At 65.9% G+C, this 22047-nt stretch carries 19 protein-coding genes and 5 tRNA genes (1 of these 24 cut by a window edge); 4 read left to right on the top strand and 20 right to left on the bottom strand.

Going from position 1 to position 22047, the window contains the following annotated elements; all coding sequences use genetic code 11:
* Positions 1–3 precede the first annotated feature (3 nt).
* Positions 4–1266 carry an O-antigen ligase domain-containing protein gene (locus ACGTNF_RS01370; protein WP_394600090.1) on the top strand — a complete coding sequence of 421 codons (1263 nt, stop codon included), beginning with the start codon at positions 4–6 and terminating at the stop codon, positions 1264–1266.
* Between the two features lie 10 nt (positions 1267–1276).
* Here ACGTNF_RS01370 and ACGTNF_RS01365 read toward each other — a convergent pair whose 3' ends face one another.
* The 4 genes from ACGTNF_RS01365 to ACGTNF_RS01350 all read right to left on the bottom strand — a co-directional run bounded on the left by ACGTNF_RS01365 (position 1277) and on the right by ACGTNF_RS01350 (position 5684).
* Positions 1277–2269 carry a glycosyltransferase family 4 protein gene (locus ACGTNF_RS01365; protein WP_394600088.1) on the bottom strand — a complete coding sequence of 331 codons (993 nt, stop codon included), beginning with the start codon at positions 2267–2269 and terminating at the stop codon, positions 1277–1279.
* Positions 2266–3258: a glycosyltransferase family 2 protein gene (locus ACGTNF_RS01360; protein WP_016856196.1), complete on the bottom strand. Its 993-nt coding sequence runs from the start codon at positions 3256–3258 to the stop codon at positions 2266–2268. Before ACGTNF_RS01360 ends, ACGTNF_RS01365 begins: the two co-directional genes overlap by 4 nt.
* A 216-nt stretch (positions 3259–3474) precedes the next feature.
* The gene (locus ACGTNF_RS01355) at positions 3475–4404 is read right to left on the bottom strand and encodes a glycosyltransferase family 2 protein (protein WP_394600087.1); all 930 of its coding nucleotides are present in this window, start codon (positions 4402–4404) and stop codon (positions 3475–3477) included.
* A complete protein-coding gene (locus tag ACGTNF_RS01350) occupies positions 4401–5684 on the bottom strand; it encodes an oligosaccharide flippase family protein (RefSeq protein WP_394600085.1) in 1284 nt (427 codons plus the stop codon). The genes ACGTNF_RS01355 and ACGTNF_RS01350 overlap by 4 nt, the downstream gene beginning before the upstream one ends.
* A 292-nt stretch (positions 5685–5976) precedes the next feature.
* Between ACGTNF_RS01350 and ACGTNF_RS01345 the strand changes: the two genes are divergently transcribed.
* Positions 5977–7416, top strand: a complete 1440-nt coding sequence (locus ACGTNF_RS01345; protein ID WP_394600083.1) for a WecB/TagA/CpsF family glycosyltransferase — start codon at positions 5977–5979, stop codon at positions 7414–7416.
* 3 nt (positions 7417–7419) lie between these two features.
* Here ACGTNF_RS01345 and ACGTNF_RS01340 read toward each other — a convergent pair whose 3' ends face one another.
* A complete protein-coding gene (locus ACGTNF_RS01340) occupies positions 7420–9561 on the bottom strand; it encodes a response regulator (protein ID WP_394600082.1) in 2142 nt (713 codons plus the stop codon).
* The gene (locus ACGTNF_RS01335) at positions 9558–11744 is read right to left on the bottom strand and encodes an ATP-binding protein (RefSeq protein WP_394600081.1); all 2187 of its coding nucleotides are present in this window, start codon (positions 11742–11744) and stop codon (positions 9558–9560) included. The genes ACGTNF_RS01340 and ACGTNF_RS01335 overlap by 4 nt, the downstream gene beginning before the upstream one ends.
* Before the next feature lie 586 nt (positions 11745–12330).
* On the opposite strand from ACGTNF_RS01335, the gene ACGTNF_RS01330 reads away from it, so the two are divergent.
* Both ACGTNF_RS01330 and ACGTNF_RS01325 read left to right on the top strand, forming a co-directional pair.
* Positions 12331–12771, top strand: coding sequence for a LexA family protein (locus ACGTNF_RS01330; protein WP_394600080.1), 441 nt, complete (start codon positions 12331–12333; stop codon positions 12769–12771).
* Positions 12768–14045, top strand: coding sequence for a Y-family DNA polymerase (locus ACGTNF_RS01325; protein ID WP_394600078.1), 1278 nt, complete (start codon positions 12768–12770; stop codon positions 14043–14045). The genes ACGTNF_RS01330 and ACGTNF_RS01325 overlap by 4 nt, the downstream gene beginning before the upstream one ends.
* Positions 14046–14287: 242 nt before the next feature.
* Here the strand turns inward: ACGTNF_RS01325 and ACGTNF_RS01320 are convergent, their stop codons facing one another.
* The 14 genes from ACGTNF_RS01320 to ACGTNF_RS01255 all read right to left on the bottom strand — a co-directional run.
* Positions 14288–15106 carry a hypothetical protein gene (locus tag ACGTNF_RS01320; protein ID WP_394600077.1) on the bottom strand — a complete coding sequence of 273 codons (819 nt, stop codon included), beginning with the start codon at positions 15104–15106 and terminating at the stop codon, positions 14288–14290.
* 83 nt (positions 15107–15189) lie between these two features.
* Entirely contained in the window at positions 15190–15864 is a 675-nt protein-coding gene (locus tag ACGTNF_RS01315) for a HEPN domain-containing protein (RefSeq protein ID WP_394600075.1), read from the bottom strand.
* Positions 15865–15910: 46 nt separating this feature from the next.
* Positions 15911–16585: a WYL domain-containing protein gene (locus ACGTNF_RS01310; RefSeq protein ID WP_394600074.1), complete on the bottom strand. Its 675-nt coding sequence runs from the start codon at positions 16583–16585 to the stop codon at positions 15911–15913.
* A 115-nt stretch (positions 16586–16700) separates the two neighbouring features.
* Positions 16701–17177, bottom strand: coding sequence for a S24 family peptidase (locus ACGTNF_RS01305; protein WP_394600073.1), 477 nt, complete (start codon positions 17175–17177; stop codon positions 16701–16703).
* A 191-nt stretch (positions 17178–17368) separates the two neighbouring features.
* Positions 17369–17456: transfer RNA gene (locus tag ACGTNF_RS01300), tRNA-Ser, on the bottom strand.
* A gap of 122 nt (positions 17457–17578) precedes the next feature.
* On the bottom strand, positions 17579–18082 hold the full coding sequence (locus tag ACGTNF_RS01295) for a YiiD C-terminal domain-containing protein (protein ID WP_394600072.1): 504 nt from the start codon (positions 18080–18082) through the stop codon (positions 17579–17581).
* A 2-nt stretch (positions 18083–18084) separates the two neighbouring features.
* On the bottom strand, positions 18085–18645 hold the full coding sequence (locus ACGTNF_RS01290) for a nitroreductase family protein (protein ID WP_394600071.1): 561 nt from the start codon (positions 18643–18645) through the stop codon (positions 18085–18087).
* 111 nt (positions 18646–18756) lie between these two features.
* Positions 18757–19593 carry an NADPH-dependent 7-cyano-7-deazaguanine reductase QueF gene (gene queF, locus ACGTNF_RS01285; RefSeq protein ID WP_394600070.1) on the bottom strand — a complete coding sequence of 279 codons (837 nt, stop codon included), beginning with the start codon at positions 19591–19593 and terminating at the stop codon, positions 18757–18759.
* Between the two features lie 2 nt (positions 19594–19595).
* Entirely contained in the window at positions 19596–20369 is a 774-nt protein-coding gene (locus tag ACGTNF_RS01280) for an ABC transporter permease (protein ID WP_394600069.1), read from the bottom strand.
* Complete coding sequence (locus ACGTNF_RS01275; protein WP_394600068.1) at positions 20366–21322, bottom strand: ABC transporter ATP-binding protein; 957 nt, start codon at positions 21320–21322, stop codon at positions 20366–20368. Before ACGTNF_RS01275 ends, ACGTNF_RS01280 begins: the two co-directional genes overlap by 4 nt.
* Positions 21323–21634: 312 nt before the next feature.
* A tRNA-Gly gene (locus ACGTNF_RS01270) sits at positions 21635–21709 on the bottom strand.
* A 23-nt stretch (positions 21710–21732) separates the two neighbouring features.
* Positions 21733–21808, bottom strand: a tRNA-Glu gene (locus ACGTNF_RS01265).
* A 112-nt stretch (positions 21809–21920) separates the two neighbouring features.
* Positions 21921–21995 (bottom strand) — tRNA-Gly (locus tag ACGTNF_RS01260).
* A gap of 23 nt (positions 21996–22018) precedes the next feature.
* A tRNA-Glu gene (locus tag ACGTNF_RS01255) sits at positions 22019–22047 on the bottom strand (it continues 147 nt past the right edge of the window).

Here is a 22047-nt window from a genome sequence, read left to right as displayed (position 1 = left end):
TCGGTGGCGATCCAGAGCACCTGGCTGCTCTGGGTGTTCGGCGGCCTGTACATCGCCGGACCGGCGCTGGCCTGGATCCTGGGCCTGATGGCCGCCGTCACCCTCTACCTCGGCCCCGCGCTGCCCCAGCACCAGCGGCCGCCGCCGCTGCATCCGACCATCCTGCTGTGGCTGGTCGGCATGCTGGCCATGCTGGTGATCCTTATCGTGGGCCATGTGCTCAACGGGCTGGGGCTGGGCAAGACCATCAAGTCCTCCATCGGATGGGCCAAGGGGTGGGCGCTGATCGCCCTGTTCCCCTTCGCCGGCGCGGTGCTCGCCATCCGCCCCGAGGTGATCTACCGCGCGGTCTGCCGGCTGGGGCTGCAGACCCTGATTCTGCTGCCGCTGTTTCTGGTGGCGCCGTTCATCGGCCTGCCGGGCCTGCTCTACGTCTCGCCGCTGAAGATCGTGGGCGGCTCGGGGCCCGAGTACTTCGCCGTGATCCTCTACACCCTGGAGCCCGGCACGGGGGTGCCGCGCTGGCAGTTCTTCGCCCCCTGGGCGCCGGCGGCCGGCATGGTCGCCGTGGTGCACATCCTGTGCGCGCTGGAGGAGAAACACCTGGGCTGGAAGATCATCGGCGTGGGGGCGGGCCTGATGATGGCCCTGCTCTGCCAGTCGCGCCTGGCGCTGGTCGCGCTCGCCATCGTCTGGCCGCTGGCCTTCGGCATCAGCCAGCTGCGCCGGCCCTGGACCTGGTTCACCGCCGCGCCCGCGATACTGGGGCTGGGGCTCTTCGCGCCGCAGCTGCAGATGCTGCTGGACCAGGCGATCGCGCGCTTCGTGGGCGCGCGGGCCGACTCGAGCCGGGTGCGCGCGGCGCTGGGGAGGATCGCGGTGGAGCGCTGGCGCAACGAGGCGCCCTGGTTCGGCCACGGCGTGGTGGAGAACGGCCCCCACCTGGTGGAGTACATGCCCATCGGCAGCCACCACAGCTGGTTCGGCCTGCTGTTCGTGAAGGGCATCACCGGCCTGTTCGCCCTGCTCCTTCCGCTGCTGGCGAGCCTGTGGATGGCGGCGCGACTCTCGCTCACGCACCCCGTCGGACGCGTCGCCCTGTCGATGCTGCTGCTGCTGACGCTCTACAGCTTCGGCGAGAACCTCGAGATCCTGAGCTACCTCTACTGGCCGGCGCTGCTGCTGGTCGGCGTGGCCGCGAGGACCGCCTCCCGGAAGCGCCGACTCGCCGTCGCCGCTCGGGATGCCTCAACGCCGGCGTCCTGAGGAAGAGGCGTCAGGCATCCGCGCCCAGCAGGCGGCGCCAGGCGTCGAGGCGCGCCTCGGTCAGGCCGGCCACCGAGGCGCGGGCCCTCCTGCCCAGCTCCGCCAGGGAGCGCTCGCTAAGCGCGGCCAGGCTGTCCTGGAGTCCGCTCGGGGAGGCGAAGTCGACTCGCAGCCCCGCCTCGCCGAGCTGCTCGGGAAGGCCATCGACATCAGCCACCAGCAAGGCCCGCGCCGCCTGGCGTGCCTCCGTGGCCACCAGCCCGAAGGCCTCCCAGCGGGACGGTACCGCGATGACGTCGCACCGGGCGAGGAAGGCCGCGCGATCCGACACCGGGCCGACGAAGCGCACATGGGGCAGGCCCGCCGCGGCGGCCTTGAGGGCCGCCTCCTGAGGGCCGAAACCGCCCAGCAGCAGCGTGTAGCGCTCGGGGTCGAGCCCCCGGAAGGCCTCGATCAGCCGATCGAAGCCCTTCTGCTCGGCGAAGCGCCCGTAGGCGCCGACCACCAGCGGCCGCCGACGCGCCTCGTCCGGCGGCGCGATCGCCGCCAGGTCGGGCACGTCGCTCCAGGGGGAGATCACGCTGAGGCGGCGTCCGGGGATGCCCACCGCCTGCCCCAGCCACGCCCGCTGGCCGTGGGAGACCGCCACCACGTCGTCGAAGAGCCGGTAGGCGAGACGCAGCATGGTTCGAAAGCGCCGCCGATGAGGCACGCAGTGCGCCTCCCAGGCCCCGGTGTAGCTGTGCTCGACGTGGATCAGGCGCGCACGCGGGTAGCGGGCGCGCAGGGCGGCGAGGAACGGCAGGGCGCGCCAGCGCGGCGGGAAGTGGGTCAGGATGACATCGGCCTCCAGCCGCGGCACCCGGGGCCGGTCCGGCACCACCTGGACCACCCTCGAGGTCACCAGGTCGGCGAGCCCCGGATGGTCGTAGATCGCCAGGGCCTGGGTGACGCCACCGGGGGCGACGTCATCCAGCAGGTGCACCACCCTGATCGGCGTCATGCCGCGGCTCCGGCACCGAGGCGGCGCGCCGCCAGCGCCCGGAAGGCCCGGCGCGGCAGCCAGCGTGCCGCCAGCGACCCGAGGGTGGTTTCCAGCGTCTTGAGCGGCTCGCGAATCAGGATCGAGGGGCTGGCGGCGAAGGCCTGGCCGATCAACGACACGGCGAAGCCGCCGTCGCCCAGCTGCACGGCGCGACGGGCCAGGTAGCGCAGCTGATAGGCCCTGGCGCGGCGGCCGTAGCGCGCCAGCAGGGCCGGCGCGTAGTCGCGCGCCTTGTCGATGGCCCGCTCCCAGCTCTCGAACTGGCGCACCATGTTGGCCGACAGGCCACCGCCGAGGATGCGGTAGTCGGTCAGGCTCCCCTCGATGCCCTCGAAGACGCAGCCCGCGCCGGCACTCATCCGCAGCCACAGCTCGATGTCCTCGGACTGGCGGAAACTCTCGTCGAACCAGCAGGTACGCCCCGGCTCGCGGGGGTGAGGGAAGGCGACGCGATCCAGCGCCGAGCGGCGGATCACCGCCGCCGAGCCGTTGCCCACGGGATTTCTCATCAGCACGTGGTGAGGCTTGATGCCGGTCAGGCGCGGCCGCTGCTCGATCCCCAGGGGGCGCCCCGCCGCATCGATCAGCCGCGAGCCGGCATAGCTGACGTCGACCTCGCCGCTGGCCCGCAGGTGGATGAAGTGCAGGGCGAGCTTGGTGGGGTGCCAGCGATCGTCGGAGTCCAGCAGCGCGATGTAGTCGCCGCGCGCGGCGGCGATGCCGGTGTTGCGCGCGCCGGCCAGGCCACGGTTGTGCTGGGTGACGATACGGATCCGCTCATCGCTGAAGCCGCGGCAGATCTCCATGCTGTGATCGCTCCCACCGTCGTCGACGATGATGAGCTCGAAATCACGAAAGGTCTGTTCCAGCACGGAGGCGATCGCCTCACCGACGAAGGCTTCGACCTGGTAGACCGGCATCACGACGGAGAAGATGGGGTGGCTCATGGGAAGGCTCCTGGAAAGGGGAAAGCGCTGCGGTTCGCTATCTACACTCCAAGAACCGTGCCAACTTATTTTTTCTTTCAGAAACAGCAGGATAAAGAATAGCCGCATCCGCCGACGTGCGATCTGTCACCACAATGCGATGCAGGCTGCAATTCGGCGACGGGCGCCTTTGCAAAGTGCAACGATCGCCCGCCTTCCCGGCCCCAGGGTGGCGCCCTAGGCGAACAGGCGCATGCGCGCCGCCCTGGGCAGCAGCGGGCTGACCAGCGCGCCGATCACGGTCAGCGCTCCCCGTCGCCTGTCCTTCAGGAAGGCGCCGGGCGAGCTCTTGAGGCCCTCGAGCGTGAAGCCCCAGGCCTGGGTGGAGGAGCCGCCGGCGCGCAGCGCACGGCGCGCCAGGTAGCGACAGTAGAGCGCCCGCGCCGCCGCCACGTCGAAGCCCTCGGCATACGCCTCGCTCAGCCGCCGCCAGCCGGCGTACATGGCGGGCAGATCGGCCGAGAGTCCTCCCGTGGAGAGCCGGTACCCCACCAGCACGCGTTGCAGCCCGACGGCCCTTGCCCCGCCGGCGATCACCCGCGCGAGCCACTCCTGATCCTCGGCGTGCTGCATGCCCTCGCGAAAGCCGCCGCTGGCCTGCCAGCACGCGCGGGTGACCACCAGATTGGAGGTGGTGCAGACCGGGTTCTCCCCCAGCGCCTGCTCGAGGGCGAGCGCCCCCGTCGGCACCGTCGAGTGGGTCCGAGCGGCCTCCAGCCCGGAGTCGTCCGGATGCAGGAAGGCGATCCGGGCATAGCTGATCTCGACGCCTCGGTGCCGCTCGTGGAAGGCCGCGTGTGCCTCGAGCTTGTCGGGCGCCCACAGGTCATCCGCATCGAGAAAGGCGATCAGCTCGCCGCGGGCATGCGCGGCACCGGCATTGCGGGCGCGGGCCACGCCGCCGTTGGCCTGATCGATGACATGGATGCGCGCGTCGCGCCGCTGCCAGCGGGTGAGCCGTTGGAGGGTATCGTCCGTCGAGCCGTCGTTGACCAGCCAGACCTCGAAGTCCGTCTCGCGCTGGTCGAGCACGCTGCCCAGGGTCGCATCGATCGCCTCGCCCCCGTTGTAGACGGGGATGACCACGGAGAATCTTGGCGACGTCATGCGGAGGCCCTCTGGAAACCGGCCAGGGTCGCGATGCCTTCACGCCCCGACAGCAGATGGATCGACGCGGGAATCAGCGCCAGGGCCAGGCCGATCACGTAGGCCCATGCCGATGCCATGAGGCCGAATCCCGCGAACAGGGTCAACCCGCCCAGCGCCGCGGCCGCGGCGACGCTGTTGAGCAGCGCCTCGACGCCGGGGCGGCACTGGGCACGCAGCCAGGCGCTGGCCACGGCGGCGAAGATCATCGGCACCGCGCCCAGCGCCAGGACCGAGACCAGGGGCGCGGCTTCCCGCCACTGCTCGCCGAACACCAGAGGCACGTACCAGGGGGCCAGGCCGACCTGGAGCGCCAGCACGGGAAGGAAGAGCGCCAGCCCCAGCCACAGCCCCTGCCGGCAGCGGCGGGCGCGGTTCGAGGCGGCCTGGGCCGCGCTGATGTAGGGGAACAGCACCTGCCCCAGGGCCGTGATGAAGGACGTGGTGATGCCGAGGCCGGCGTTGAAGGCGAAGTAGTAGATGCCCAGCGCCTGCACGCCGAACAGCGCCCCGACCAGCAGCTTGTCGAGCTGGGTGCGCCCGACGTTGACCAGCTCGGAGACCAGCACGCCGGCGGCGAAGCCGAGAAACGACCGCCAGGGCGTCAGCCCGGCCGCCGCCTGCGGCCGCCAGGCCTTGGCTCGGCGCACCAGCAGCAGCCACAGCGGGGCGGTGACGAGCTTGGGCAGGACGATGGCCCAGGCGCTGGGCCACAGCAGCACGAAGGCGAGCGTCAGCAGCTGATCGGCGATGGCCTGAGCGGCGGTGATCCGCGCGATGATGCCGAAGCGGCCGTCACGCATCAGCAGAAAGACCTGGACCAGCCCCGCGGGCATGAACAGGTAGACCCCGGAGAGCACCGCCAGCATCGCCGCGATCTCCCCCATGCCGAAGGCGTGAAGCACGGCCGCCAGCGTGAGCTGGATCAGGCTCACGCCCAGGCACCAGATCCAGAAGAGACGATGGGCGGTGTTGCAGGTGGCCGCCAGCTGCTCCGGAGACTCGGCGATGATGCGCTGGCCGATGCCGGCGTTGGCCAGCACCCGCACCACCTCGAACAGGCTCAGCGCCAGGGCGGCAACGCCCATGATGGTCGGCGAGACCTGCCGGGCGATGACGACCACGCTGGCGATCCGGATGAGCCGCGTCGCCACCTCGGCCCCGCCGAAGGCGGCGAGTCCTCTCAACAGCTGGCCGATATCGGCGGTACGGCAGCGGGCGATCAGGTGGGCAGGGTTCATGGTGCTCTCCGGGGGATCAGGGACCGAAACTTTTATTCAATTTCCGGGCCAACCTCACCATTTCGCAAGTTATCAACAACTTGAACACTCCACCTGTGCGATCTGCATCATGGCGGCCCCAGGTGCATCGCGTAACGCAACGCGACGTCGCATTCCTCATTGCAGATTGCAAATCCTCCGCGACACGCCGCGAGGACAACCACGCAAGACACTGTTATTAAAGCAATAAAAAAACTGGCACGGTTCTTGATACGGGAGGGGCAGTCCACCTTACGACGCGCTGGAGCCTGCCATGACCGTCTTTACCGATACCCTTCGCCACCTCGACGCCACTTCCTCTCGCCACGGGCTCCATGAATTCGTCGCTCCCGGGCGGGAGGCACTCCCCACCACTCGCCTCTTCGGGCTGCCGCTGGTGAACGCCTCCCGGGCCCAGGCCGTGTCGCGCATCATGGCGCTGGCCACGCAGCCGGCACGCGCCGTCGTCAACTTCGTCAATGCCCACTGCGTCAACGTGGCCCGTACCGATGCCCGCTATCGCGGTCACCTGCGCCAGTCGGATCTGCTGCTGCCCGACGGGTCCGGCATGCGCCTGGCCTCTCGCCTGGCGGGCGTCTCCCTCGGCGACAACCTCAACGGCACCGACCTCTTCCCGATGCTCTGCGAGCGGGCCGCCAGGCAGGGGCTCTCCATCTACCTGCTGGGCGGCCGCCCCGGCACCGCCCGGCGCGCCGCCGAGGAGATGCAGCGGCGCTTTCCGGGGCTGATCGTGGCCGGCACCCAGCACGGCTACTTCGCGGCCGCCGATACCCCGCGCATCATCGAGCGGATCAACGCGGCCCGGCCGGCGCTGCTGTTCGTCGGCTTCGGCGTGCCGCTCCAGGAAGCGTGGATCGCCGAGCATCGCGCGGTCCTCAATGCTCCCGTGGCCCTGGGGGTCGGCGGCCTGTTCGACTACTACGCGGGCAACGTCTCGCGCGCCCCCGCCCTGCTGCGCCGCCTGGGCGGCGAGTGGCTCTGGCGGCTGGCCCAGGAGCCGCGTCGCCTCGCCAGGCGCTACCTGCTGGGCAATGTCACCTTCATGAGCCACGCCATCGGCCAGGGCCTCGCCGCGCGCCGCCCCACCCACGTCGCCCATGCCGCCGCCAAGCGAGCGCTGGACATCGCCATCTCCGGCACCGCCCTGCTGCTGCTCTCGCCCCTGCTGGCGCTGATCGTGCTGGCCATTCGCGGCGAGGACGGGGGCCCGGCGCTGTTCGCCCAGCGGCGCATCGGCGCTCAGGGCAAGCCGTTCACGATGCTCAAGTTCCGCTCCATGGTGCAGGACGCCGAGGCGCGCCGCGCCGAGCTGCTGGCCAAAAGCGAGCGCGACGGCGTGTGCTTCAAGATGAAGCGGGACCCGCGCATCACGCGCATCGGGGCCTGGCTGCGCAAGACCTCGCTGGACGAACTGCCGCAGCTCATCAACGTGCTGCGCGGCGACATGTCGATCGTCGGCCCCCGCCCGGCCCTGCCCGACGAGGTGGTGACCTACGCCGGCAGCAGCTGGCAGCGCCTGGCGGGCAAGCCCGGCATCACCTGCACCTGGCAGGTCTCGGGGCGCGCCGACATCCCCTTCGAGCGCCAGGTGACCATGGACATCGAGTACCTGGGTCGGAAATCCGTCTTCCACGACCTGGCGCTGATGCTGCGCACGGTACCGGCGGTGCTGACCAGCCGCGGGGCCTACTGAGCCTCAGGTCGGCAGGGACTCGAACAGCTCGCGGGCGCGCACGATCGCGTCCGCGCTCTGCTGTTCCAGCACCGCGAGCAGGCCACCTGCCCGCTCGGGCTCGGCATGGCGAAGGGCATTGACCGTGGCCATCAGGGGGAAGGCACCGACATTCCCGGCGACGCCCTTGAGGCTATGGGCCGCCCGCTGCAGCGGCTCGCGCTCGCCGAGCCGGTGGGCGGCGACCACCTCCGCCACCAGGCGTTCGATATCGTCGACGGCCGCCTGGAGCAGCATCTTGCGGCGTGCCGGGGGAAGCGAGGTGAAGATCGCCTGAAAGTGCGCCTCGTCCACGGCAGGGGCCGAGGCCGGCGTCTCCGCCACGGCAGGGGGCGATGAAGCCGCCTCGAGGGCGTCGGAAGGGGCCGGGGGGCGATCCGCGTCAGGGCCGGGCTCGCCGCTCAGCTGCTCCAGCAGAATGGCCGCCAGGCGCTGACGATCCACCGGCTTGGCCATCGCGGCCGAGAAGCCCTGGCGGGTCAGCTCGCCGAGCTCCTCCCGGTTGGTGTGCGCGGTGATCGCGACGATGGGCAAGGCGGCCAGCGACGGATGGCGGCGCAGCTCCGCGGTCGCCTCGAGCCCCGACATCCGCGGCATCAGGATATCCATCAGCACGCCATCGAAGTGCTCGCTCAGCGCCCTGTCGACCGCCTCTCGCCCATCGCAGGCGATGTCGCTGTCGCACCCCATCACCTCGAGCATCTGGCACAGCACGACGCGATTCGTCTCGATGTCGTCGACCACCAGCAACCGCGGGCGCGCCTGCTCGCCGAACAGCCGGTCCGGCAGCGGCGGGGCCGGCACGGGCGCACCGCTCGGCACCGCCTCACGGGGGGCGTCCGGCACCTCGTGGCGCAGCGGGAGACGCAGCGTGAATCCGGTCACGCCCGCCGCCATGCAGGGCTCGACGACGGCCTCGATCGACGCCGCCCAGCGCTCGAGCAGCGCGCGGCGACGATCCCGGCGCTCCTGCAGCACGCGCCCGTCCATGGCGCCGACGATGTCGATGCGCAGGGACGCATCCTCCGTCGCGACGATCAGGCGAATCGGCACGCTCCCCTCCCCGAGCCGCTCGATGAAGGCATCCATCAGCTGACGCAGGCGGGTAGGGTCGGTGACCAGGCGCTCCGGCGCCGAGGCCGCCAGCTCCAGCGACAGGCGCCGGCCGATGCGCTCGTGCCCGTAGCGCCAGAACTGCAGGAGGCCATCGAAGTAGCGCCGCAGTTCGACCTCCTGCAGCGAGATCCCCGGCGCCCCGTCATCGGCGTGGGCCATGTCGACGATCTCTTCGATATGGCGCTGCAGCTGGTGGGCCGCCTCACGGGCCACGCCGAGTCGCTCGGCCTGGGCCGGGTTCAGCTCGCCCAGCGACAGCAGATCGATCATGCCCAGCAGCCCGTTGAGCGGCGTGCGGATGTCATGGCTCATGGCGGCCAGGAAATCGGCCTTGGCGTAGAACGCCTCCTCCGCCGCCTGACGACTCGCCTGCAGCTCCTTGCTGAGGCGCACCAGCTGGCGGACCCGGCGATCGGCGATCAGCGCCAGCGCCCGGGCCCGTCGATCCGACGCCCGCTGCTCGGTGATGTCCTGCACGGTGCCGAAGAGCGACTTGAAGCGCCCGTCGGCGTCATCCTCTCGACAGATGTTCCAGCGCATCCAGCGCGTCTCGCCGTGACGCAGGATGCGAAATTCATAGCCGTGATCGACCCCGGGCGCGGCGGAGGCATAGAACTCGGCCTCCTGGCGCCGCACGCGCTCACGATCCAGGGGATGAATCTGGCGCAGCAGCGCCTGCTCGTCGGGCCGGGTCCCGGGGTCCAGCCCCAGCAGGCGGTGAAATTCCGGCGAGGTCGAGAATCGCCGGCCGCGATCGCGATGGAAGCTGGCGATGCGTGCCGTGCGCTGGGCGCGCAGCAGATACTGGCTCTCCCTGTCGAGGCGTTGCCGCAGCTCGCTCTCCCGGGCCATGAGCTGGTCATTGACCTGGAGCAGTTCGCGGCTGCGACGCTCGAGGATCTCCTCGGCCTCTTCCCGCGCGGCCTCGGAACGGCGCAGGCGGCGCTCGAGGCGCCGAATCGTCTCGGCATCGGACGGCGAACCGCTCATGCGACGTCCCCTCCGCGGGCCCCGCCCTCCTGTCCCTGAAGGCGGGCCAGCAGCTGCCTGACGGCCGTCAGCAGCGCCTGGGCCAGGGCGGCGTCCAGCTCCGCGAGGCACCCCTCGACGAAGGCGGCCAGCTGTTGCAGCGCACCATCGTGCGACGACTGCCCCTGCCCCCGGAGTGCCGCCAGGGCCCGATGCGCCGGTGCCGTCTCCTCCGCCTCGAGCGCGGGGATCAGCGTGTCCAGGCAGCGCTCGGCGGCGGCCGCCGCCTCGGGGGAGAGCGGCGCATCGGCCGAACAGGGATCCCGGGCCCAGCGCTCCAGCAGCGGGGCCAGCAGATCCAGCAGGCGGTCGCGGTCGAGCGGCTTGCCCAGGGTCCCGTCGAGGATCGACGCATCGAGCCCCGTGGCGTTGTCCGCTTCCCGGCCCGCGCTATATCCGAGCACCGGAATCTCCGCGAACGGCGTCGGCAGCTGGCGTATCAGGCGAAGGCAGGTCGCACCGTCGACGAGCGGCATGGCGTTATCCAGCAGCACCGCATCGAACGAAGAGACGCACAGCTTCTCGAGCGCCTCGAGGCCGCTGCCGGCCTCCTCGCAGGTCGCGCCGATGGCCCTCAGGCAGCCCTCGGCGATCAACCGGTTGGTCTCGGTATCGTCCACCACCAGCACATGAGGGGCCCGCCCCGCCACCCGCGGCAGCACCTCGGCACGCGAGAGGTCCGATTGCGCCTGCTGGGAGATCCGGGTCCGGGGCAGGGTGACGCGCAGCCAGAAGCGGCTGCCGACCCCGACCCGACTCTCGACGCCCACGGTGCCGCCCATGGCTTCCGCCAGCAGGCGGCAGATGGAGAGCCCCAGCCCCGTGCCACCGAAACGCCCGGCGATGGAGCGGTCGGCCTGATGAAAGGGAGTGAACAGCGCCTCCTGCACCGAGGGAGCGACGCCGATCCCCGTATCGGTGACCTCGATCAGCAGCCGATCATCCCCCTCCTCCCTGACCGACAGCCGCACCGAACCGCGCGCCGTGAACTTGATGGCATTGCTGAGATAGTTCGACACGATCTGCTGCAGCCTGGCGGGATCGCCGATCACGCCGATGGGGCCGTGGACCTCGCGCTCCAGCACCAGCCGCTTGTCCTGGGCACTGGCCTGGAACAGGTCGGCCGTGGCGTGCAGCACCTCGGCCATGTCGAAGGCCGTGCTGTCGAGCTCGAAATGACCGCTCTCCATCTTGGCGTGGTCCAGCACGTCGTTCAGGGAGACCATCAGGCTGCGCGAGGCCGCCTGCATGGCCCGCAGCGACTGCTCCCGATCCTCGTCACGATCGCCCGCCAGCTGGGCGTCGATCATGCCGATGATCCCGCTGAGCGGGGTGCGGATCTCGTGACTCATGGTGGCCAACAGCATCATGTTGGCCTCCGCGGCCCTGACCGCCTCATCACGCGCGGCGATCAGCTGGCGAGTGGCCAGATTCTCGGCGGTGCGATCGTGGATGACCCCGAAGAGCGCCGCGGCACGCCCCTCATCGTCGGTCTCGACACTGCCCTTCACGTCCACCATGCGCAGCGTGCCATCGGGACGACGCAGCGAGGCGCGAAAGGCGAAGCCCTGCTGTCTCGCGATGGCGTCCGCTATCAGCTGCTCGATATGGGGCCTGTCCTCGGCAATGTAGGAACCGATGGCGTCCTGAAGGTCCACCTCCTGCTGCGGATCGAAGCCATGGATATGGTAGACCCCCGGCGACCAGGTGATCGTCTCGGAGGACAGGTCCATTCGCCAATGCCCCAGGCCCGCCGTCTGCTCGGCATCGTGCAGCATGCGCAGGCTGCCCTGCAGCTGCTCCTCGGCCTCGAGGCGATCGGTCACGTCCGCCAGGGTAATCGCGAACCCCCCGGCGCTCCCGCCTCCCGGCGGCAGGTACTCGACGCGCATGTCCAGCCAGAAGCGGCGGCCATCGCGGTGGCGCCGCAGTCGGCGGTCGCTCACCACGCCGGCCTGCCGCCTGGCCGCGTCGAGCCACTCGCCATCGTCGGAGGCCGACTCGGCATCGCGGCGTGGCAGGACATCAACAAGGTGTCGGCCCCGGGCATTGGCCTCGGTCACGCCGATCAGCGTCCAGGCCGCCTGGCTCCCCTGCAGGACGCATCCCGCCTCGTCCAGCAGCAGCAGCGCCTGATGCGTCATTCGGCACAGCATCTCATCGGCTCGGCTGCCATCTTTCCTGAAGTGCATGATGCCCTTGCCCTCCCCCTCCGTAGACGAGTTATCTTGCCACGGGTCGACGAGATACTTCCATGTTCACGAGCGCTATAGGGTTTTTCAAGCGACTCAGAGTTTTTCCGGAGCATGACGTCACGCCCTGCCCTTCCATGACACCTCTTTTCCGCATGGGATGAATCCCTCCCGACGTTCCCCCCGGTACACATCGGCCGGCAAGAAACACGCATCGCTGTCGTCACCGATCTGGGCATCACCCTGGGTTTAGTAGGCACTTCCAGGCCTTGTATGAAGGCACGCTCGACGAAGAACCATGAACTCTCTTGTCTGGCGTTGTATTCGTGAAATAACTGCCGGACTCGAGCCCGTGCTCAACGGGCACAGGTAGTTCACTCGCATGTCGTCCATGCCAATTCGTGATCCTGCCACCAGCCGCGCCATGCCGGGCCCGGCCGCCTGCGACCCCGGCGCGTTGTTCATATTAGCGTTTGCCTAAGGGTGTGCTGTTATCGAATACTGTATATACGAACAGTCTTTGACAAGAGGCACCGCCATGCGTGATCCCGAGATCCACCATCCGCACCCGGCACCGCCATACCGCGCCCTGCCCCATCCGCTGGCCACCATCCGCGCCGGCATCTCCGGCTTCCCCTCACCGGCGGAGGACTATGTCGGCCGCACGCTCGACCTCAACGAGCGACTGGTAAAGCGCCCCGCCGCCACGTTCTTCATGACCGTCACCGGAGACAGCATGGTCGAGTTCGGCATCCAGGACGGCGACACCCTGGTGGTGGACCGCTCCATCGACGCCCGCCCCGGGCACATCGTCGTCGCCCTGGTCGACGGCGAGGTGATCGTGAAGCGCTACGAGATGATCGGGAAGCGGCCCTACCTGTGCTCAGGCAACAGCCAGTACGCGCCGATCCCGGTGGCGGACCTGGACTGCCAGGTGTGGGGCGTGGTGCGCTCGGTCATCCACGAGTACGCCGTATGATCGGGCTGGTGGACTGCAACAACTTCTACGTCAGCTGCGAGCGCGTCTTCCAGCCGCGGCTCGAAGGCCTGCCGGTGGGCGTGATGTCCAACAACGACGGCTGCGTGATCGCCCGCTCCAACGAGCTCAAGGCCATGGGCGTGGAGATGGGCACCCCGGCCTTCGAGCTGCAGCAGTGGGTCAACCAGGGGCGCATCCACCTGCTCTCGTCCAACTACGAGCTCTACGGCGACATGAGCGCCCGGGTGCGCGAAGTCCTCGAGGAATTCTCCGCCGGCGTCGAGCCCTACTCCATCGACGAGATGTTCGTCAGGTTCGACGGCTTCGACGCCGCCACCACCCAGGCCCTGGCACGCACGCTCTACCGCAACGTGCGCCAGTTCACCGGCATCCCCGTCTGCGTGGGCGTGGCGCCCACCCGCACCCTGGCCAAGCTGGCCAACCGCGCCGCCAAGAAGCTGCCGGAATTCCAGGGCGTGTGCGTGATGCACGCCGACGGCGACGACACCCGCCGTCTGCTCGAGCGCACCGCCCTGGGCGACGTCTGGGGCGTCGGCCGCCGGCTGGTCGAGCGGCTGGCCATCCAGGGCATCGAGACCGCCTGGGATCTCCGCCAGGCCGACCCCAAGGCCATCCGCCGGCGCTACTCCGTCACCCTCGAGCGCACCGTGCGCGAGCTCCAGGGCACGCCCTGCATCGAGCTCAACGACGCCAGCGAGCCCCGCCAGCGCATCATGACCTCGCGCTCCTTCGGCCGGCTGACCGGCGAGCTGGGCGACCTGCAGGACGCCATCCGCCAGCACGCCCAGCGCGGCGCCGAGAAACTCCGCCAGCAGGACAGCCACGCCCGCGCCGTGCTCGTCTTCCTCAAGACCAACCGCCACCGGCCCGACCTGCCCCAGTACTCCCCCAGCGTGGTGGTCGAGCTGCCCGAGCCCACCGACGACAGCCGGCCGATCCTGGCCGCCGCCCAGCAGGGGCTCGAGGCGATCTATCGCCGCGGGTACCGCTTCATGAAGGCCGGCGTGATGCTGCTCGACCTGGTAGACGCCAACCGCGAGCAGCTCTCGCTGCTCGACACGCCCGAGCGGGAAGCCCAGCGCGAGCGCGACCACAAGCTGATGGCCGCCCTGGACGAGCTGAACGGAAAGATGAGCAAGGGCACGGTGCGCCTGGGCGTGCCACGCCAAAACGCCGCCTGGCACCTGCGCTGCGCGCACCGCACGCCACGCTGGACAACGCAGTGGCCGGAGCTACGGAAGGTGAAAGCCTGAAGACGGCCTTCCTTGGCCTCCCATGACCATTTTGGGAAAGGTATGACGTCGGCCAGCCATCCTGGCGGCGGGCTTTTCCAGAAGCTCGCAGGTGCCAGACGTCATGAGTTTCAGCCTAGCGCCGCCGGAGAGGCGCCACTGTCAGCGATTACTGATGGGAAGCGTCAGCCGGTTCGATCAGCTTCCCATTATCGCTTAAAGTTAAATAAATAAATAAAAAGCAAAACCTATTGATTAACATCTCATGCATTATCAAAAACTTCAGGAATCGCCACTTCAATTTTCTCATGTAATGGCTTCCTTCTATAAAAATTCTCGCGAGCATAACGAACAAACTCAGGAGACAAGCAAAAAACAGCAACAGCCCCGCCCCCATCTTCTTCGTAAAGAATTCTCATTTGAACTAAGTCGCACATGGCATTAAAAACATCAATACCAACTTCTAGCAAGTCGCCAGAATTTTTCTCAACATTCTCATCTGAATAAAAAATATTCAGCGCAACTCGATACCGAGCAGCCGCTTGCCCCATAAATCTTGGGATAAAATCATTTTCAAAAATATCATCTAAATGTTCTGACACTACATCATAAAAAAATGGATTAATCTTATAGACAGCTTGCCCTTCAGGAAGATCTAAAACCTTTTGAATCACATTTTGATTTGCCAACAATTCCACACTTCGATTAACCTCTAAAGAACTGTCCCCCTGATACAAAAGGTATATAATGACTCTCTGATGCGTTGTCATATGCGGTATCGCACTTGCAACACTACCTCTAAGATCTAAATCTTTTCTAGCTTTCTCACTCTGCAGCTTTTTGCTCTTAAAAAACTTCCCAAGAAAACCAAAAAACCACTCAAAGAAAGAAACAAAAATCACAGAGGAAGAAAAAGAAAAAAGCGCTAAAACAGCTCCAGCAATCGCATCAGGAACGCCCCAGGCATCACCAATCTCTTTATAAAAAATCCACAACAAAACAAAAAACAAGCACCCGAAAAAAATTATCGAGGCTTTTTTTAAACTTGCGGCATCATTCAAAAGCTGCACAATTCCTTTCATATTCCCTCCTTGGCCAAGGCCTAGCTTATGGCATAGCTTTCAAAATATTCCCCACAACATAAATACTTGAAATAAACAAGAAGCTAGTTGTTGACAGCAACGCCCCAAGGATAGCTGCCGGTGAGCTCAAAAATATGATTTCGCAAATAATTTGAAGTGGCAACAGCAAGTTTATCGACAAAGTCAGAATGCTGCTTGACATACCCTTTATCAACTTTGTTATCAAGCTCTCCGCGATGTGCTATAGCCCCTCTGACAGAGACGAAATCACGCAGCTTTTCTTTTGCCCTTTTCTTTCCCATGCCTTTCCACTGCCAGCAATCAGTTATTGAACTCAAGCCAATAAGATTTTTGAAAAGATCATCAATATTTGAAGGCTTAGGCGTATTAAATGCTCCAATATAAGCCTTAGCCATATCATCCAAATGATTTTCAAAAACTCTCTTCCAGCCATCTCCGGAAAGTTTCAGAACATAAAGATCATGACTCTGCCTTTTAGCGTAAGAAGCTAAAATCTTTTGCAGCTTTGGCGGCATGCTAGATGGGGAATCAAAACTTCTTGAAATATGAAGGACTGTCTGCCTAGCTAAATCCTCAATAAAAGCCTCCCAGTTTGCACATATGAAAACAACTGCACTTTTATTAATGACCTCAACACCATATTTCCTACCCTTTCCTTCCCCAGCAACCTCAACATGAATTTCCAAAAGGCGTTCAACATCTTTAAAATTTTCGGAAAAAACTTCAAAAGGACTCATAACACCCACCCCAAAACTTAAAAAAATATTTTGACAGCATAAACAGCTACCTCTTTGGAACCTCGCCGGTAAGAAGCATCCTGTTTAACTGAGAACGGTCTAAAAACATGCATCCTTGACCTCTAGCCTTAGCCAGCTTCGAAGAACCAGCACGCGGCCCAGCACACACGAACATCAGATTTTTTGTCACAGTCTTTCGCACAACTAGACCCGCGTCTTCGGCATCAGCTTCTAGGTCGAACCTCTCATCTTCGCTGAAACCAGTGAACAAGATCTCCATCCCCGGCCGATCAGCAAATGACTCATCGACAAATTCGCTGGCATCTATCATCGGCACCAGAAGCTCTTCGCCTTCCAGGTACTCCACCACGCGGTCACGGCGGAATGTCCGAACTGCTCGCCTGCTATGGCAGAACCCTTCGATGTAGACACCATCGTCAGAGAAGTCCGTTACCTCTCTAGTTGATGTATTGCCGTTGGCATCTTCATAGACAAAACGCAGCCGGCCATCAGATGAAGGGGCCGACGTGCCGGAAAGATGGGGGGATTGTCTTGAGGCAATAGTTACGGGAATGCCAGCATCATCGCCCTGGATATGCTGCTGGGTCGCCGCTCTTCGTCTCTTGGCGTCCGCCTCAGCTTCGCGCGCCTTGCGCTTGGTCCGGCGGATCATGAACACCATAACGACGCCGGCCAGCGCCCAAAAAATCAGACCTTCCATGGCTGTCTCCCTGCGTAAGGAGTTGTGGTGCCCTTTCCGGGCGGTTTGTTATCGAACGCGACGGCCTTCCGCCACGCCTATGGCTTCCCGTCTTTGCGGGAATGCCGTTCTACCGTTACGAGATCCGACCAATCCGAATCTCACACCGCCCCAGGATCTCCACGTCCTTCATGTCCTGCGGCTTGATCAATTCCTTCTCATAGCGCGGGTTGTCGCTGATCAGCAGCCAGGCACCGCCGGCGACGCGCTGCACGCGCTTGATGCGCCGCTCGCCGTGCACGAGCAGCAGGAACACCCCTTCCGGGTGCGGGTCGCGGCTGCTCCGGTCCACCAGCACCCAGTCGCCGTCGGCCAGGGTGCCGTCCATCGAATCGCCGCGAACCTTCACGCCAACCACCTGGGCCGGATCGAGGCCCTGGGCAGCGAGCTGCTCGGTGGGGAAGTACATGGTGGACTCGACCTCCTCCCGCTCGAGCGAGTGGCCATCGGCGGCTGCGGTGTAGATGCATCCGAGAAGAAAGCGTACATCTCCAACCCTACGGCTGCTCACAACACTTAGGACGACAGTACCGAAAGCCTGAACTGCTGTCATGCCTGAATTAGGAAATGACTGCCCAGATGAGGCATGGCGGCGGGAAGAGCGACAGCACCAGGACAAAGGCGGGCCAAAGGCGTCTTGGAGGGCCCAGGGGGAAACCAGGTGCCAGGCATGGGGCACAGCGCGGGAAAAAATACAGACAAAGAAAAAAGCCGCTGATTTCTCAGCGGCTTTCTTAGAATTCTTGGCGGAGGGGGAGGGATTCGAACCCTCGAAGCCTTTCGACTTACACACTTTCCAGGCGTGCTCCTTCGACCACTCGGACACCCCTCCGCATTTTGGCTCTCGAACCGTTTGGCTTGCTGCCTTTGCCTCGAGAACGGGGCGTATATTATCCACTTAAGTCCGTGTACGCAAGTGGTTTTTTCGATTTCTTGCGGATCGGGGCCGACGGCTCAGCCTGCCGGGCGCACGGCGTAGTCGCCGCGGGCCTCGAGACAAAGGGTCTCGCCGCAGTACAGGCGCTGCACCAGGGCGATGCGCCCCCTGCCCCGCTCCGCCAGCCGCTCCTCGAGGCGCGCCGGGCCGTCCTCGCTCTCCGGCGTGCAGACCAGCCGATAGTCGCCGGTCACCGGCGCCAGGAAGCGCTGGCTGGCCTCGGCCACCACCACGTCGCGCTCAACGCCGTGTCGCCGCAGCCAGAGCGTGGCCCAGCACCAGCCGAGCAGCGTGGCCTGGGCGGTCAGGGCGCCGCCGAAGCCGGTGCCCTTGTCGTTGAGGCTCGGGGCGATGGCGAGCCGCCATTCCAGCGCCTCGCCGTCGCGCCGCATGGCCTCGATGCCGAGATGCGCGGCCATCGGGATGGCGTCGCGCAGCCAGGCCAGGAAGGCCGCCGGATCGTCTTCCCCGCCCGAGGGCGGCAGCGGCAGGCGCGGACGGGGCACGCCGAGCTCGCGCATGCTCAGCTCCAGCGTTCGACGAAGGCGTCGAGGTCGTGCTCGGGCACCGGGCGGTGGCGGCCGCCGACCTGCCCCAGATAGAGGAAGCCGACCAGCTCGTCCTGCTCGGCCAGGCCGAGCCCTTCGCGCACGGTGGCGTCGAAGGCGTACTTGCCGGTGCGCCACATGGCGCCCAGGCCCTGGGCGTGCGCGGCCAGCAGCAGGCCGTGGGCGGCGCAGCCGGCGGAGATCACCTGCTCGACCCGCGGCACCTTGGGCTCGTCCGGCGTGACCCTGGCGACCACGGCGATGATCATCGGCGCGCGCCTGGGCTTCTTGCGTGCACCCTCGAGCACGGCCTCCGGGGCATCGGGGTTCTCGACCCGCTCGGCCTCGGCGAACAGCTCGCCGAGGCGGTCGAGCCCGTCGCCGGAGAACTCGATGAAGCGCCAGGGCCGGAGCTCCTTGTGGTCCGGGGCGCGCAGCGCGGCCCGATACATCGCCTCGAGCTGTTCCGCGTCGGGGGCCGGGGCCATCAGTTTGCCCATGGAGCTGCGTTGTTGCAGCAGCGTCATCGCATCCATCGGTGTCTCCTTGCCGAGGTCAGACGAGAAAGGTTCTCGATACTCTATCAAGCCGCTCGATCGCTGTCGTGCCGAGACTGGTGACGGGAAGGCCCTACTGCCGCGCCAGGCCTACTGTCTCGCCAGGCGAAGCGGCGTCGGCGGCTGCTCGCCGGGAGTGCCGCGCCAGGGGCTGATGTCGAGGCCGCCGCGGCGCACGTAGCGCGCCAGTACCAGCAGCCGCTCGGGACTGGCCCGTTCCATCAGGTCCATGAAGATGTGCTCGACGCAGTGCTCATGGAAGTCCTGATGCTGGCGATAGCCGATCAGGTAGCGCAGCAGGCCGTCGCGGTCGAGGCGCGGCCCGCGGTAGCGGATGAGCACGCTGCCCCAGTCGGGCTGCCCGGTGACCGGGCAGTTGGACTTGAGCAGGTGCGAGTGCAGCGTCTCCTCGACGATCTCGTCGCCGGCGGCCAGATGCTCGGCGCTGGGCGTGTAGTCCTCGACCTCGATGTCACGATCGTCGATGCACTCCCCCGGCAGGCGGCGCGGGGCGAGCGCCTCGTCGTCGACGCCGAACAGCTCCACGACCACCGGTGCGCCGGCCGCGGCGGAGAGGTCGCGCGCCATGATCGCCCGGGCCTCGTCCTGCGAGGCCAGGCGGGTCTGGTTGAAGCTATTGAGGTAGAGCTTCCAGGACTTGGATTCGATCAGCCGCGGCGACTCAGCCGGCAGCCGGAAGCGCGCCACGGCGACGATCGGCTTGCCGCGGGCGTTGAGCCAGGAGACCTCGAAGGCGTGCCACTCGTCCTCGCCGACGAACGGCAGCGCGCCCTCCTCGATGCCCAGCGGCGCACGGTTGGCGGCGCGGGCAATCGGGTACAGCAGCCCGGCATCGTAGTGCTCCGGGTAGGCGGACTCGCGGCCCAGCGGGGCCTCTGCGAGCGTCTCGGGTCGTTCGTGTGCCATGGTCAACTCCTGATGCCCTTGCCGTTGTTGAGCATCCACAGGGCGATGCCGAACAGTACCACGATGAAGCCGAGGATGGCGGTCAGGGCCCAGCCCACGGGGATGTCGGAGACGCCCAGGAAGCCGTAGCGGAAGACGTTGACCATGTAGAGGATCGGATTGAGCATCGAGGCGCCCTGCCAGAAGGCCGGCAGCAGCGAGATCGAGTAGAACACCCCGCCCAGGTAGGTCAGCGGCGTCAGCACGAAGGTCGGCACGATGGAGATGTCGTCGAACTTCTTGCCCAGCAGCGCATTGATGAAGCCGCCGATGGCGAACAGCGCCGCGGTCAGCACCACCACCCCGATGGTCAGCAGCGGATGAGCCACGTCGAGGCGGGTGAAGAACAGCGACACGCAGGTGACGATGACGCCCACGCCCAGGCCGCGCGCCATGCCGCCCAGCACGAAGCCGGCGAGGATGACCCAGTTGGGCATCGGCGAGACCATCATCTCCTCGACGCTGCGCTGGAACTTGTTGGAGAAGAAGCTCGAAGCGACGTTGGAGTAGCTGTTGGTGATCACCGCCATCATGATCAGGCCGGGCACGATGAAGTCCATGTAGCTGTAGCCATCCATGGCCCCGATGCGCGATCCGATCAGGTTGCCGAAGATGATGAAGTACATGGTCATGGTGATCGACGGCGGCAGCAGCGTCTGCGGCCAGATCCGGGTGAAGCGGCGGATCTCCTTGGACACCAGCGTCCAGAGGGCGATGGCGATCTGGGTGGCGTTCATGAACGGGCCTCCTGGTCGGATGTCGCGGTTCTCTGCCCCTCTTCCACCATGGAGACGAACATTTCCTCGAGTCGGTTGGCGCGGTTGCGCATCGAGACCACTTCGATGCCCTGCCGGCCCAGGGCGTCGAAGACGTCGTTCAAGCGCTGGCCGCGATGAACCATCACCGCCAGCTGGGCGTCGTCGGACTGGCGCACGTCGAAGCCGTCGATGGCGGGCGCGTCCTCGAGCGGGTGCGCCAGGTCGAGCAGGAAGGTCTCGGTGTCCAGCTCGGCGAGCAGGTCGCGCACGCTGGTGTCACGGATGATCTCACCGTGGTTGATGATGCCCACCCGCCGGCACAGGCTCTCGGCCTCTTCCAGGTAGTGGGTGGTGAGAATGATGGTGGTGCCTTCCTTCTCGTTGATGCGGCGCATGTACTCCCACATGCTGCGGCGCAGCTCGATGTCGACCCCGGCGGTCGGCTCGTCGAGGATCAGCAGCTTGGGGCGATGCATCAGGGCGCGGGCGATCATCAGCCGGCGCTTCATGCCGCCGGAGAGCATGCGGGCGCTGCCGTTGCGCTTGTCCCACAGCCCCAGGTCGCGCAGCAGTTCCTCGGCGCGCGGCAGGGCCTCGCGGCGCGGCATGCCGTAGTAGCCGGCCTGAGCCAGCACGATGTCGATGACCTTCTCGAACTGGTTGAAGTTGAATTCCTGGGGCACCACGCCCAGATGGTACTTCGCCTTGGCGAAGTCCTTGTCGATGTCGATGCCGAAGATCGAGACCTTGCCGGCGGTCTTCTGCACCAGCGAACAGACCACCCCGAGGGTGGTGGACTTGCCCGCACCGTTGGGGCCCAGCAGGGCGTAGAAGTCGCCCTGCTCGACATCGAGGTCGATGCCCTTGAGGGCTTGGAAGCCATTGCCGTAGACCTTGGTCAGGCCACGAATGGACAGCGCCGGTTCGGCCATGAGCAGTCCTGTGTACTTGGGTGAATGTCGTCGAAGGCCCACTACTATGGGGGCGATTCCGCCAGGTTCAATCGCTGGCGAACGAGTTGGGCCGTTTGCCGGGAGGCAGGCGCTTGTGGCACGGCGAGGAGAGACGCCCATCGACAGACGCCAGGGGCAGAAACACGACATCCCGGGCAGGCGCATTGGGCCGGACCGGTGATCAGAGAAGTGCTTAAGACAATCTGGAGCGGGAAACGAGATTCGATCAGACCGGCACACCGGATCGTGACCCGAGCCTTGGCCTATCGAAGCATGTTTTAGAAGAAAAACTGGAGCGGGAAACGAGATTCGAACTCGCGACCCTCGCCTTGGCAAGGCGATGCTCTACCACTGAGCTATTCCCGCTTAACACTGGTGACACTGCGAAGTGGCGTCCCATAGGGGGTTCGAACCCCTGTTACCGCCGTGAAAGGGCGGTGTCCTAGGCCACTAGACGAATGGGACGCAATCATTGCTCTATGAGCAAATGGAGCGGGAAACGAGATTCGACCGGGCTGGCGTACCAGCTCGCGACCCTCGCAGGCCCTACTCTAAAACCCATCATCCCGGAAGAAGATGGAGCGGGAAACGAGATTCGAACTCGCGACCCTCGCCTTGGCAAGGCGATGCTCTACCACTGAGCTATTCCCGCTTAACACTGGTGACACTGCGAAGTGGCGTCCCATAGGGGGTTCGAACCCCTG

It is taken from the genome of Halomonas sp. B23F22_10 (assembly GCF_043496975.1).
GTDB lineage: Bacteria > Pseudomonadota > Gammaproteobacteria > Pseudomonadales > Halomonadaceae > Halomonas > Halomonas smyrnensis.
Note: the sequence above shows the minus strand (reverse complement) of the source record. Positions and strands in the feature narration are given on the sequence as shown.

Coding starts and splice junctions, on each gene's coding strand:
- ACGTNF_RS01365 (WP_394600088.1), bottom strand. CDS start 2,269: ATGACGCCGATCAGGGTGGTGCACCTGCTGGATGACGTCGCCCCCGGT.
- ACGTNF_RS01360 (WP_016856196.1), bottom strand. CDS start 3,258: ATGAGCCACCCCATCTTCTCCGTCGTGATGCCGGTCTACCAGGTCGAA.
- ACGTNF_RS01355 (WP_394600087.1), bottom strand. CDS start 4,404: ATGACGTCGCCAAGATTCTCCGTGGTCATCCCCGTCTACAACGGGGGC.
- ACGTNF_RS01350 (WP_394600085.1), bottom strand. CDS start 5,684: ATGAACCCTGCCCACCTGATCGCCCGCTGCCGTACCGCCGATATCGGC.
- ACGTNF_RS01345 (WP_394600083.1), top strand. CDS start 5,977: ATGACCGTCTTTACCGATACCCTTCGCCACCTCGACGCCACTTCCTCT.
- ACGTNF_RS01340 (WP_394600082.1), bottom strand. CDS start 9,561: ATGAGCGGTTCGCCGTCCGATGCCGAGACGATTCGGCGCCTCGAGCGC.
- ACGTNF_RS01335 (WP_394600081.1), bottom strand. CDS start 11,744: ATGACGCATCAGGCGCTGCTGCTGCTGGACGAGGCGGGATGCGTCCTG.
- ACGTNF_RS01330 (WP_394600080.1), top strand. CDS start 12,331: ATGCGTGATCCCGAGATCCACCATCCGCACCCGGCACCGCCATACCGC.
- ACGTNF_RS01325 (WP_394600078.1), top strand. CDS start 12,768: ATGATCGGGCTGGTGGACTGCAACAACTTCTACGTCAGCTGCGAGCGC.
- ACGTNF_RS01320 (WP_394600077.1), bottom strand. CDS start 15,106: ATGAAAGGAATTGTGCAGCTTTTGAATGATGCCGCAAGTTTAAAAAAA.
- ACGTNF_RS01315 (WP_394600075.1), bottom strand. CDS start 15,864: ATGAGTCCTTTTGAAGTTTTTTCCGAAAATTTTAAAGATGTTGAACGC.
- ACGTNF_RS01310 (WP_394600074.1), bottom strand. CDS start 16,585: ATGGAAGGTCTGATTTTTTGGGCGCTGGCCGGCGTCGTTATGGTGTTC.
- ACGTNF_RS01305 (WP_394600073.1), bottom strand. CDS start 17,177: ATGACAGCAGTTCAGGCTTTCGGTACTGTCGTCCTAAGTGTTGTGAGC.
- ACGTNF_RS01295 (WP_394600072.1), bottom strand. CDS start 18,082: ATGCGCGAGCTCGGCGTGCCCCGTCCGCGCCTGCCGCTGCCGCCCTCG.
- ACGTNF_RS01290 (WP_394600071.1), bottom strand. CDS start 18,645: ATGGATGCGATGACGCTGCTGCAACAACGCAGCTCCATGGGCAAACTG.
- queF (WP_394600070.1), bottom strand. CDS start 19,593: ATGGCACACGAACGACCCGAGACGCTCGCAGAGGCCCCGCTGGGCCGC.
- ACGTNF_RS01280 (WP_394600069.1), bottom strand. CDS start 20,369: ATGAACGCCACCCAGATCGCCATCGCCCTCTGGACGCTGGTGTCCAAG.
- ACGTNF_RS01275 (WP_394600068.1), bottom strand. CDS start 21,322: ATGGCCGAACCGGCGCTGTCCATTCGTGGCCTGACCAAGGTCTACGGC.